Below are 12820 nucleotides of genomic sequence, written 5' to 3' on the forward strand. Positions count from 1 at the left end.
GTAGCCATAGATGTAGAGCTTGAGCAGGTCTGCCGGGTCGTACGGCGGACGGCCCTGTGCGGGCAGGGCGGCAAACCCCAGCTCTTCCAGATCGAGTGCCCCGACGAATCGATCGATAAAGCGGACGCTGTTCTCCTCCGGCACCATCTCGTCGAGGCAGGTGGTGTAGAGGGCCAGTTGCTGGCGGTCTTGTCCCTGTAGATATTCCATGGCATGAAGATACGGAAATACGGGGGTTTTGAAGGAAAAAAAAACTCCTACTTATCCACAGAGTTATTAAGTTTTGAGACAGTCTGACGCTGTAAAATATCTGGATCGTTGGTTTTTTCAGTTTCAAAAAGTTTTTCAAACCACAAAAGCGCTTTGTTGTATTCACTTTTGAAATAATAGGCATTGGCCAATTCTTTATAAATAATGGCCGTGCCGTAGCCTTCAGATACCACTTGTTCATATACACGAACCACGTCAATATCTTTGTTGACATCGGTTTTTGTGCTAGATTGTGAAAAGGAAATGGTGTTAATTCCTGCAAATAGCAGAAACGCAAGTAGGCTAGACTTGATTTTCATTTGGGGCTAAATTTTAAAAACAAGCAACCGTAATAATGTAGGTTTACGGTTGATTGCTTAGGTTATGATTGTAAAAAAACAAAAAAAAAAAACAATAAGCTGTGGTTTTTTTAATAAAATTTATTCTAAACTAAATGATTTACAGCTTAATAACCTTTTTATGGATCTTTCCGAAGTCGCCTTCAAAGGTTACCAACAGCGTTCCTTGCCAGTTTTGGTTCAGGTCTAAAGTGATTTTTCCATTGCCGTTTTCAATCTTTGCTTCATATAATTTCTGCCCCAAAAGGTTGTGAATTTTCACATTTACAGGACCTTGAATGGCATTCATATTAAAAGAAACTTTTTCAGTGGTAGGGTTTGGATAGGCTGCGGAAATATGGTTCTGTGCCCACTCCTCTGCTGACAAGGTTTCAACCTGAATGGTCCAATATCCTTCTGGCGCAACAATGGGACGGTTTAATTCCTTTCCGGAAATAGCTCTTGCCCAAATGTAATATTCAATATTCACGGACGAATTTGGAATGGTAAAATCTACAGCCCAATTATCGCCGTTTGATGGGGCCATTTCAATTTCATTATAGGTAGTTGCGCCCTCCTCACGCCAAAAAACCTTTGCTTGCGCTACGCCAGAATTATGTTTAATCATGGCTTCAATTGTAACGGTACTTCCGGCGTTGGCCTCATCAATTGGTTGGTGAACGATCCAAAGGGGATCTGCAACGCCAATGGTATGGGTTATGCAATGAATGGCTCCTAATGAATTTATCAAATTTTCGCCAGGGTTGTCTACATCAATACCCACCACGTTATAACCCGGCAACATTTCCTGATATTTTGCCAAGGCCGGGGCATCTACAGAGGCACGGTAGGTTGGCACTAGGATAGTTTTGTTTACGAAAACCGAATTACTAAAAGTATTGTAAGGGCCGTTGGTGTCAGGATAATGTCCTGATGTACTTGGCGGAGCGTCAATCCATTCAATATCGTAGGGTGTTCCGAAAGGTGATTGAAAATTGTCCAAAACATATTGGATGTTTGCTTCAATCTGTGGACCGTCAGCTACTCCGGGAGGATATTTGCTCACGAGGATGGTTTCCTCATCTAACAATTTCATATGCATATCAATATGATGGATTTGATCATACGGAAGCGTATTCATTTTCACAAACCGGTTGATCCCCATATATTCCTGCATAATACCGTCGATTTGGGCTTCGGTTTTTACACTTACTCCGTAAGGATTACCAGCGGCATTTTCGTCCAAAATAAGTTTAGAGGCAAAAGCATTTCCCAAACCGTCACTCATATAATTTCCACCCGTGTTTACCAAATCGTTGGTTCCAGAATTGGTTGTATATAATGGAATACCCACCTGTGCGGCATGCGCTGCTGGCATCACATCATCACTTGGACGCGGGCGGTTGTATATCCAATCAGTCAATGCCAATTCGCCTACATCGTCTGAATAAATTGTGTTTCCGGCATAATCACGAATCCAGATACTGTTCCACGGCACGTTCAAAAAAATCACATTTGTGATATCAACACCGTTGGTGGTTAGATAATTGGACACTGAAGCTTGGTTTTGGGTTGTAATAATTACTTTACATTCCTGCACACCAGCTTGTACTATTTGCCGAAGTATATTGGGGTACGAAGGATTCCAAGTAACCAAAAGATATTCCACCTCTTCCCATTCTGCAGCTGCCCGCACGGGACCGGAAGGCGGTGGCGTAAATCGTGGGCTGGTAAATTGAAAATCGGCCACCAATCTTTTCTCCGTTTCGGTGAGATTGTGCGGAAGGTTCGGTTTTTCCTGTGAAATGGCGAATGCGGACTGCAATAGCATCATAAATACCAAAAGGTATTTTGCGTAGTTATTTTTCATAAGATTAATGAATTGTGGAATACGAAGGTATAGTTTTAAATTATTTTATAGTTATCTGTTTTCTATAAATTTACAATACAAGCCTTCTCAAAAACTCCCCTCTCCCAATCTCCTCCGCTCCAAGACTTTCTAAATGTTCATTATAAATTTGGCAATCAATAAACTTGTAATCCTTGCTTTTTACGTATTCCGCAAGGTAGTAAAAAGCCACTTTTGAAGCATCGCTCACCAAGCTGAACATACTTTCGCCACAAAACACTTTTTTCTGTGGAAGGTCAATACCGTAAAGTCCGCCAACCAAATTATCGTTTTCCCAAACCTCAACGGAAAGAGCGTATCCTGTTTTGTGCATTGCATTATAAGCCTGCTGCATTTCTGTCGTAATCCAAGTTCCTGCTTGTCCTTTCCGCGAAACATTGGCGCAATATTTAATGACTTCGGAAAAATTTTGATTGAAGGTAATTTTGAATTTTTCACTATTTAAAGTTTTCCGAAGACTTTTGGAAACCTTGAATTTTTCGGGAAACAAAACCATCCGCGGATCCGGGCTCCACCAAAGAATGGGCTGATCATCTTCAAACCAAGGAAATATACCGGAATGGTAAGCAAGCAGGAGGCGCTCCACAGAAAGATCGCCGCCAATTGCCAGCAAACCATCTGTAGTTGCTTCTTCAGGACCGGGGAACCAAAGTTTATCGGTTAAATAATGCATCATTCAAAATTGCTGAAAATTTCAGCATAAAAAAACCCCGAAGAAAATTTAATTTCTTCGGGGCCAATTATTGGGAAAAATTCCTGCCCTTGTTTAAAAGGGAAGATCGTCGTGTTCTTCTTCGTTAAAATCGTTTGCAGGTTCAAAAGCTTCCGCCGGAGGCATTGGAGGCATATCACCACTTGCTGGTGCTTGCGAAAGGTTTTCAATACGCCAGCCTTGAATGCTGTTGAAATATTTGGTCTCGCCCTGAGGATTCACCCATTCGCGGCCGCGGACGTTGATGCTCACCTTTACGTCCTGCCCTACTTTATAACTGTTCAGTAAATCTGTTTTGTCCTGCACAAACTCAATCATTATATGTTGTGGATATTGCTCTTCGGTAGTAATTACCATCTCACGTTTCCGAAACCCGTTATTGCCGTAGGTTTTGGTTTCATCTATCATTTTTATTTTTCCTTGTAGTTCCATTTTTTTACTTAAATATTTATTATTCTTCTTTTATTTTCTGCTTAAAAGCACTTTCCAAGCTTCCTCAATTTTTCCTTCGCAAAGAAAGTCTTGGGCTTTTTTATGAATTTCTAAAACATTACCCTCATCCCGCAACCATTTCAATTCGTCTGATTCATTTATAAAGGTATTAATTTCTTCGGAATTTGGGAAATTTTCTACATTGCCCAGCATTCCCAAATCATTGCCCGTCAAAACTTTGCTACGGCGGATTTCTTCGGGAAGACTATCCACGCCCATTCCCAAAGTTGTCAATGGTTTGGGAACTTCAAAAAGACCCTCTTTTGCACGGCTGTACCAATTGCCGCCGAGCCGTGAAACGTTGTCAATCTTAAAAGGATCGATGCTGCCATCTTCACTTAAAATTTCCTCTTTTATATGAATTTTTACAACTTCGCAAATTACTAAATTTCCTGCGCCGCCTTCGGTGCCAAGTTTAATTACGTCGTTCACTTTACATTCCAGCTGTACGGGCGCTTCGGCAACGCGGGGTGGTTTTATTAGTTCTGAAGGAATTTCAGTAAAGCCTGCCTTTGTGAATTCATTTACGCCCTTGGCATATTCCGTGGAAGAAAGCGACACTTGCTGCACCATTTCAAAGCTCACAATGTTTATAACCACTTCGGGCACTTCCAAAACATTTTCATAGGTATGTTTCGTGGTGTTGTCGCGGCCGCGGCGCGCTGGCGAAAACACCAGGATTGGCGGCCGTGCGCTAAAAACATTAAAAAAGCTAAAAGGCGAAAGGTTTACGTTTCCTTCTTTATCAACAGTACTTGCAAAGCAAATAGGTCTAGGCGCCACCGCGCCCAAAAGATAGCCGTGCAGTTTTCCGGTGGATAATTCGTGTGGTTCAATAGAGATCATTGCTGCAAATGTACCCAAAGATTATAGCTTGTAAAAACTTGATTATACAATAATATCAACATATTTGCTTTATATTTAAACCTGCTTTTGGAAAGCATCGCTGCAATTAATATTTATGTATGTTTCTCAATAAATCACTCTCCCGCTGGGGTTTTATTTTGGCTTCGCTTATCGTTATCAGCCTTATTTTGTGGAATACTTATGCGTTCTTTACCCAATTAAAAGCAAACGAGCGGGCCAAAATGGAGATTTGGGCGGCTGCCCAAGGCGAATTGGCTCAGAGTCTTGCTGGAGAAGGGAATACGGTTAGTGAAACCGCCCTTGCTATAATCCAAAGCAACAGTACGACTCCAATGATCCTTCACACTTTAAAAGAGGATTTCTATGACGGAAGAAATATTGACCCGGAAATTTTAAAGAACGAAGTCGCTAGACAAAAACTCATTGACCGTTTTACGTCAGAGTATAAACCGTTGGAGGTAAAGTATAATGATCAAGTTCTTTCTGTGATTTATTTTGGCAATTCACCCTTGATAAACAAATTAAAATACTATCCCGCAGCCTTAATCCTAATTATCTTTCTTTTCATTTTAGCCGTTTATCTTTTTTACAAAACCTCAAAATCTGCCGAACAGAACAGGCTCTGGGCGGGGATGGCAAAGGAAACGGCACACCAAATTGGCACCCCGCTTTCCTCCTTGGTGGGCTGGACGGAAATTTTGAAAAGTGAAAATGTAAATTCCGAATATATTGCCGAGATGGAAAAGGACATCTCGCGCTTGGAAAAAATTACGGACCGGTTTTCAAAAATCGGCTCGGTACCAAAATTGGAACGCTGTGATCTGGTTGCTGAAACAAAAGCTACTTTTCATTATTTGCAGAAACGGACTTCGAAACTCATCGATTTTCAACTCGATATTCCTGAAACACCCGTGTATGTTCAGATGAATCCCCAACTTTTCAGCTGGACCATTGAAAATTTGGTGAAAAACGGAATTGACGCGATGAAAGGAAAAGGAAAGATTACCATTTCAATAGAACAAAACTCAAAGTATGCGCTAGTGCATATAGCCGATACGGGAAAAGGCCTTACAAAAAGTGAGTTCAGAAGAATTTTTACACCTGGCTATACCACCAAAAAACGCGGCTGGGGCCTTGGACTTTCCCTCGCAAAAAGAATTATCGAGGAATATCATAATGGTAAAATACGTGTACTTAAAAGCGCACCAAACCAAGGCACAACAATGGAAATAGCCTTAAAGACAGAAAGTTAATTATGGAGACCAAAACACATATTTTACACACGGGGCGCTTAAAAAACAATTGCCCCACTTGTTTTGGGACCGATGGCCTGGAATTTACATTTACCCAAGTAGAAAAAGAAAACTCTTTTTTTAAAAAACCAGCTTCCGAAATAGAAAGCAATTTATACTGCCATACCTGCAAAAACGATATTTACCCCGTAAACTGGACGGAAGACATTGAGCGCGTTTTTGATTACAACAAAAAAATAGCGGAAACCAATAAACAATATTTAAAGGTAAAACCGCTATTTTATATTTTAGTAATCGCAGCAATTGTTTTGATTGCAGCGGTAGTGTATCTACTAATTCCTACGATTTAAGTTTTTCGGCAATAGCTTCGGCCAACATTTCAAATTCTTCCGAAGTCATTTTTACCTTTTTGGTAAATCGCATATCGTCCATTTCATTCAAAGGAATAAGATGGACGTGTACGTGCGGCACTTCTAGGCCCACAACGGCCATTCCCACACGTTTGCAGGGAACCGTTTTTTCAAGCGCGCGTGCAACTTTTCGCGAAAACTGCATCAACTGAAGGTACATATGCTCGCCCATGTCAAAAATCTTGTCGATTTCCTCTTTCGGCACACAAAGCGTATGGCCTTTTGCGTTTGGATTTATGTCCAAGAACGCAATGAAATTGTCGTCTTCTGCCACTTTATAAGAAGGAATTTCCCCTTCAATAATCTGAGTGAAAATTGATGCCATAGTTAATCTCTTGAAATTTCCAGTATTTCGAATTTAAGCACGCCATTGGGGACCTGTATTTCGGCTATTTCGCCTTTTTGCTTGCCCAGCAATCCCTTTCCGATGGGGGAATCTACAGAAATTTTTCCAGTTTTTAGGTCAGCTTCACTTTGGGCCACGAGCTTATAGCTCATTTCCATGCCATTGTTTTGGTTTTTTATTTTCACTTTGGAATGTACCAAAACCTTGCTCAAATCCAGTTGCGACTCATCTATCAAACGGGCGTTTGCAAGTACTTCTTCGAGCTTTGCAATACGCATTTCCAGCATTCCTTGGGCCTCCTTGGCTGCGTCATATTCCGCGTTTTCGCTGAGGTCGCCTTTATCGCGAGCCTCGGCAATGGCATTAGAGGCTTTTGGGCGCTCCACATCGCGTAGATAATCTACTTCATCCCTTAACTTTTTTAATCCCTCGGCGGTGTAATAAGATACTTTACTCATAACTTCATCGTTTGTGTATTACAAACCCTTTTTTAAATTCTTAAATTCCATATAATAAGATTCCCGCCAGCGCGGGAATAGAAAAATCCCATACGGCGACGGGATTATGTTTAACAAATATACTAAAAATTTAGTTGTAGTATAATTTGTTGTAATTTCGGCCTTAAAATTTAGTAGTTTCCATGAAGAATATAATTATTTCCCTTTCAATAATTTTCACACTGGTATCCTGTTCAAAAAATGATGACCAAAAAGAACGAAATCCCTATTTAACCGATCCTGTTGTAAATCTGAACTTAAACTTAAATTTGCCTGAGTACAACGGTCTTCGATTTCCCGGAAATTATGTTATTACTTCCCAGGGAATTAAGGGAATTGTGGTTTATTGTGTGAGTGAAACTCAATATTTTGCGTATGACCTCACCGACCCGAACCACGTGCCGAGCAATTGTTCGCGAATGGAGGTGGATGGCCCTATTGCTACCTGTCCTTGCCCGGATGACGACAATAAGTATAATATCGTAAATTTTGGAAGGCACACCACCGAGCCCGACACCCAATACCCAATGCAATCCTATCGGGCGGTGCGAAACGGCAATACCATTAATGTGAGTAACTAATACCTAAATACCCATTAGACTTAATTTTTGCCACCCTCATTCCTTCCACTCCATCTGTCCATTGCGCCTCGGGACTGACGGAGCCGAAAAGATAGCGGTTAAAACTTCACCGTAGCTCCCACTAAAAAATTAATCGTAGCCTGCGGATAATATCCCGCGCCTTCCACGGTAGTAACGGTTCCGGGATCGCTGAAATCATCATCATAAGTATAAAAGTATCCGTTGGAAATATATTCCACGTTGAAAATATTGTTCACCAAGGCCGAAAAAACTACTTCCTTTACCCACGGAAGCGAGTCCAAAGTGTAAACAATATTTAAGTCGTTCACGAAATAACTGTCCAATTTTGAAGCTTCGCTGTCAATATTGCCCATATATTGTTCGCCCACAAATTTTGAAAGAAAGCCCAATTGCAATTTCTGGATTGGCGAATATTCCAGCATATTTCCTGCGACTACCGAAGGCGAAAAGGAAATGTTCGTGTTACCCAAATTGACCAATTCCCCATCGCGGGAAGTTACGAAATCCACATTTTTATTGGTGCTCAAAGCGATATTTGGCAGCGTTCGCAAATTTTTCAAAAGCTGTATTTCAGCATCCACTTCCAGCCCCAAACGGTAGCTTTTTCCGCTGCTTGTTCGCAACGGTGCGCCCACATCGTTCAACTCCCCGGAAAGTACCAATTGGTCTTTATAATTCATATAATAAATATTGGTGTTGACCTTTGCCTTTTCGGAGAAGAATCGCCATCCAAGTTCAAAATCGTCCAATTTCTCGGGCGTAACAATTCCCTGTTCGTAATCATTTCGTGAAGGCTCGCGATGCGCCTTTCCATAGGAGAAATAGAACTGGTTTGAAGGGTTCAATTTATAGGTCAATCCCGCTTTTGGGTTGAAAAAGGAATAGTCTTCATCTACGGTCAAAGCTTCCAAATCTGAAGTAATCCCCGAAATATTATAGTTCAAAAACCGTCCCTGCAAATCGCCGAAAACGCTCCACTTTTCGCTGAATCGATACGTTGCTTTGGAAAAAACGGTGAATTCACTTTTTTCTCCGTTCCCTTCATAATAACGATCGCGAATTTCAGAATTGCTGGCGTAGCGTGCCCAGATTACCTCGCCGTAATGGTCACCGGTGTAATAGCTGTAAAACGCCCCGCCAGTAAAATCAATTTTATTGTTTTTGTAATTCACGTTCGCATTCGCCGCGTAAAAATCGTTATCGAGCCAGCGGCGGCGGATTAAATCGGTTGTATTTATGGTATCACCGCCAATTTCTATGGGTTCAAAACCGTAGGTTTCAAAATCTTCATCCTCTTTGTATTGTTCAAAATAACCCTTCCCTTTTGTGTAATTCAACGAAACGTTGGTGCTCCAATTATTGTTGAAACGCTGGTTCCAAAGCAATTGATAATGGTCTTGGGCATAATTATCTACTTCGTTGTCATAAAACTGAATGTTTCCGTCTTCATCGGTGTACATTCCGGCAGAATTAAAGGTACGGTCGTTTTCAAGCTTTTCGGGATCTTCCAAACCATTCCACGACTGATAGGTTTCTTCTCTTCCACCAAAAACCAAAGCCTTAATCAACGTGTTTCTATTCACAAAAGCTGCTTGTAGAAAATAGGATTTCAAGTCGGAACTTGCCCTATCTATATATCCGTCGGATTGGATAGTGGAAAGTCTTCCCCCCACTTCAAAATGGTCAGAAAGCAAGCCAGTGCTGAACTTGACGTTATGTTTGTGTGTATTATAACTTCCGAAGGAATTTGCAATTTCACCATACGCTTCGTTTGAAACAGCATCGCTCAACAAATTTAAACTCGCACCAAAAGCGCCCGAACCGTTGGTGGAAGTTCCCACGCCGCGCTGTAATTGCAGACTTTGCACCGAGGAAGTAAAATCGGGCAGATTCACCCAAAACGTGCCTTGGCTTTCGGAATCGTTATACGGAATTCCATTCAGCGTAACATTTACGCGCGAAGCATCGCTCCCACGAACACGAATGTAGGTATAGCCCACGCCAGCGCCAGCATCGCTCGTGGTAACCACCGACGGAAGATAGTTGAGCATATACGGAATGTCCTGCCCGAGGTTTCGTTTTTCGAGCTCCTCTTTATCGAGGTTTGAGTGGGTAATTGGTGAATCGGCATCTACTCGCACGGCCTGTACCAAAACTTCGTCCAAAGCTTCAATTTTTGTGGAATCCTGCGTTTTTTCCTGCGCGGAAACGGTAATAAAAAGAGAAGTAAAAACTGTGGTAATCAATAACTTTTTCATTCGTAAAAAATATTTTATACGAATAAAAGGGGCGTTATTCTTGGTTTGTTAAATGGTTTATATAAAAAAACCCTGAAAACATTGCGCCTCGCAATATTACAGGGGGTTCTTATTTGTATCCCTTGGCGGCATTACCCGCCCAGGTTCTTTGGGTATAATCTCAGCTTCTTCGAGTTATGAGTTATGAGTTATGAGTTATGAGTTTTAAGTCTCACCTCTCACCACTACTGGCTCAAGACTAAAATCCGCACCCCTTTGAGATGTTCGGCAAAAGTACATTTCTTTTTTCAATTTCTCCAAATACTCCCGCATCGTTTTCGATTTCGATTTCGGTTTCGGTATCGGTTTCGATTTTTTTATCATATCCTTAATACTTCCCCGTTTCATTACTATTTACATTTGAACGATGGCCACTTCAAAGAACAAATTCACCTTTAAAATCATCCTCAGCTACCTTGTTTTGGGGGCTTTGGCTGTGTTAGTGGGCTTTTTTTTATATTCCGAATTCAAAAATTTCACTGCGGAATCAACAGAAACCACAGGCGAAAAAAAGTTTATTGAAACCGGAACCCTCATCAATTTGGTTTACGAGACCGATGGCTTTTCGAGGCTCGCGCTTTTAACCGAAAGCGATGAAGATTTTGAAAAATATATGGCGAAGACCGATTCGCTTTTCAGAAAAATAGACGAGATAAAATCGCTTACCACCAACGATTTTCAGCTAAAACAATTGGATAGCGTAAAATCGCTGCTCAAGGAAAAGAACCGAAACATTGAACAGTTGCGAATTCTTCGTTTGACGAACCAAAAAGACACTTCGCTGGACGACATTATGCGCGAGGTGCGAAAACTGGAAGCCTCCGTAGGCTTGAATTCGGTGGAGTCGTTAATCAGGAATCCGTCAAAATTGAAACCGCGCGAACGCAGCATTTGGCAGAAATATGCCGATTATCTCAACAGTGATGCCGCACGCGACACATCCACCGTAAAGTCGAAAACCGTAGATTCCATGCTCGTTGCCGCACGGTATATTGTTGCCGAAGCGAAAAAGGAAAATTCGAGAATTCGCGAATCGTTGATACAAAAAGAGAACGAATTGATTCGCAACGACCTCAACATTTCGGAACGTTTGCGCGAAATAATTGCCAGTTTTGACCGTGAAATTACAAAGAACAACAATCTGGAAAAGCAGCAGCGGGCAAAATCCATGGAACGCACCAAGGAAATCCTGAAGTTTGCCGGTATTCTGGGCGGTATCGTGGTTTTGCTGTTTTCATACTTTATCCTTTCAGATTTTTTTAGGGCGGAACGGTTTAAAAAGAATTTGGAAGAATCCAAAAATTATGCGGAATCGCTTTTGAAAAGCCGCGAACAGCTCATTTCCACCGTAAGCCACGATTTAAAAACACCTTTAAATACCATCAGCGGCTATTCCGAATTATTTGAAAATTCAAACCTTTCCGAAAAGCAGAAATACTATTTAGGGCAAATCACTTCCAGCTCGCATTTTATATCGCACTTGGTGGATGATTTGCTGGATTTCTCCAAATTGGAAGCGGGAAAATTGCCCATTGAAAGTGTTCCCTTTTCTTTGGAAAATATTATCGTTGAAGCCGGGAATGCCGTAAAACAGCAGTTTCCGCAGAAAGCTGTCGATTTGAAGTTTTCCATTTCGCAGGAAATCAAAAGCAAAATTTATGAAAGCGACCCGCTGCGGATTCGGCAGATTATAAATAATCTCGTCGGCAATGCTTTCAAATTTACCGAAAATGGAAGCGTTGAAATTAAGGTTGAAGAACTTGACACTTCGACTGCGCTCAGTGTTCCAAAAATTTCCAAAATAAAAATCTCCGTAATCGATACTGGAATTGGCATTTCCGAAGAAAAACAGCAACTTATTTTCAATGAATTTACACAGGCCGAAACAGAGATAGCACACAAATTTGGCGGTAGTGGTTTAGGATTGGCAATTTCAAAAAAACTCACCGAGCTTTTGGGCGGAAGCCTAAAGGTGGAAAGTGTTTTGGGGGAAGGAAGCAACTTTATTTTAACCCTTCCGCTGAAAAATTCAGATAGGATTTTGACGAAAACCATTCCGAAGGAAAACATTTCGTTTGAAGGTCTGAAAGCCGTAATTATAGACGATGACCAGTCGATGCGTGCCCTGTTGCAGGAAATTTTTGAGCAGATGGATATTGCCTCGGAAGCATTTGAAAGTTATGAGCATTTTCGAATCGGTTCGGATTTCGTCCCGATAGCTATCGGGATCGATTTCGTTTTAACCGACATACAAATGCCAAAAACCGACGGGTTTACGGTTTTGAAAAAACTAAAAAATGGTGAAATAAATTCCTATAAAAACCAGCCAATTATAGCAATGACGGGAAGTAGGGAGCACAGCCGCGATTTCTACCTCAAAAAAGGTTTTTCTGAAATGCTGCCGAAACCCTTTTCAAAACAGGAACTGGTTGCGGTTTTGGAGCGCATTTTTCCAAACCGCAGGAATTTTTCGGAAGAAAAAATTGTGGATGAAATTTTCAAATCAAATTCCACAGACAATGGAAAATTCGACCTTTCCCTTTTAGAATCTTTTTTAAATACGCCCGAAGCCTTGGAAGAAGTGCTGGAAGTTTTCAACGTCCAAACCGAAAAAGATCTGCAGCAAATCAAAAATTCAATTGCGGAAAATGACACAAAAACTATTTCTGAAATTGCCCACCGAATGCTCACGATGTTCCGCCAAATAAGGGCGAAGGAAGTGATTCCCATTCTCGAAAAAATGGAGGATTACACAGCCGAAACAGTTGAACCTGTGGAAATGAAGATGGATTTTGAAAAGCTCATTTTGAACATTCGGGATTTACAAAATGCGCTTTCTAATAGCTGA

13 protein-coding genes are annotated in these 12820 nt (G+C 41.3%); 4 read left to right on the forward strand and 9 right to left on the reverse strand.

Annotated features, from left to right (window positions below; genetic code table 11):
- The 6 genes from LS48_RS12665 to LS48_RS12690 form a co-directional block, all read right to left on the reverse strand.
- Nucleotides 1-210: transposase (locus LS48_RS12665; protein ID WP_131807695.1), on the reverse strand; the 210-nt coding region annotated here is incomplete at its 3' end.
- Nucleotides 211-257: 47 nt separating this feature from the next.
- Complete coding sequence (locus LS48_RS15250; protein WP_062622880.1) at nt 258-569, reverse strand: hypothetical protein; 312 nt, start codon at nt 567-569, stop codon at nt 258-260.
- Nucleotides 570-708: 139 nt separating this feature from the next.
- On the reverse strand, nt 709-2457 hold the full coding sequence (locus tag LS48_RS12675) for an agmatine deiminase family protein (RefSeq protein ID WP_062622881.1): 1749 nt from the start codon (nt 2455-2457) through the stop codon (nt 709-711).
- 70 nt (nt 2458-2527) lie between these two features.
- Entirely contained in the window at nt 2528-3169 is a 642-nt protein-coding gene (gene aat / locus LS48_RS12680; protein WP_062622947.1) for a leucyl/phenylalanyl-tRNA--protein transferase, read from the reverse strand.
- A gap of 93 nt (nt 3170-3262) precedes the next feature.
- A complete protein-coding gene (locus LS48_RS12685; protein ID WP_062622882.1) occupies nt 3263-3640 on the reverse strand; it encodes a DUF3127 domain-containing protein in 378 nt (125 codons plus the stop codon).
- A gap of 30 nt (nt 3641-3670) precedes the next feature.
- A complete protein-coding gene (locus tag LS48_RS12690) occupies nt 3671-4546 on the reverse strand; it encodes a flavin reductase family protein (protein ID WP_062622883.1) in 876 nt (291 codons plus the stop codon).
- 119 nt (nt 4547-4665) lie between these two features.
- On the opposite strand from LS48_RS12690, the gene LS48_RS12695 reads away from it, so the two are divergent.
- Together LS48_RS12695 and LS48_RS12700 are read left to right on the forward strand one after the other, a co-directional pair.
- Nucleotides 4666-5820, forward strand: coding sequence for a sensor histidine kinase (locus LS48_RS12695; RefSeq protein ID WP_062622884.1), 1155 nt, complete (start codon nt 4666-4668; stop codon nt 5818-5820).
- A gap of 2 nt (nt 5821-5822) precedes the next feature.
- Nucleotides 5823-6170: a hypothetical protein gene (locus tag LS48_RS12700; RefSeq protein ID WP_045081345.1), complete on the forward strand. Its 348-nt coding sequence runs from the start codon at nt 5823-5825 to the stop codon at nt 6168-6170.
- Here the strand turns inward: LS48_RS12700 and LS48_RS12705 are convergent.
- Complete coding sequence (locus tag LS48_RS12705) at nt 6160-6555, reverse strand: HIT family protein (RefSeq protein WP_062622885.1); 396 nt, start codon at nt 6553-6555, stop codon at nt 6160-6162. The genes LS48_RS12700 and LS48_RS12705 overlap by 11 nt on opposite strands.
- A 2-nt stretch (nt 6556-6557) precedes the next feature.
- A complete protein-coding gene (greA, locus tag LS48_RS12710) occupies nt 6558-7034 on the reverse strand; it encodes a transcription elongation factor GreA (RefSeq protein WP_045081347.1) in 477 nt (158 codons plus the stop codon).
- A 182-nt stretch (nt 7035-7216) separates the two neighbouring features.
- On the opposite strand from greA, the gene LS48_RS12715 reads away from it, so the two are divergent.
- Nucleotides 7217-7654: a hypothetical protein gene (locus LS48_RS12715; protein WP_062622886.1), complete on the forward strand. Its 438-nt coding sequence runs from the start codon at nt 7217-7219 to the stop codon at nt 7652-7654.
- 98 nt (nt 7655-7752) lie between these two features.
- Here LS48_RS12715 and LS48_RS12720 read toward each other — a convergent pair whose 3' ends face one another.
- Nucleotides 7753-9933 carry a TonB-dependent receptor gene (locus LS48_RS12720; protein ID WP_062622887.1) on the reverse strand — a complete coding sequence of 727 codons (2181 nt, stop codon included), beginning with the start codon at nt 9931-9933 and terminating at the stop codon, nt 7753-7755.
- Nucleotides 9934-10339: 406 nt separating this feature from the next.
- On the opposite strand from LS48_RS12720, the gene LS48_RS12730 reads away from it, so the two are divergent.
- Nucleotides 10340-12820: an ATP-binding protein gene (locus LS48_RS12730; protein WP_062622889.1), complete on the forward strand. Its 2481-nt coding sequence runs from the start codon at nt 10340-10342 to the stop codon at nt 12818-12820.

The sequence above is a fragment of the Aequorivita aquimaris genome (assembly GCF_001573155.1).
Taxonomy (GTDB): Bacteria; Bacteroidota; Bacteroidia; order Flavobacteriales; family Flavobacteriaceae; genus Aequorivita; species Aequorivita aquimaris.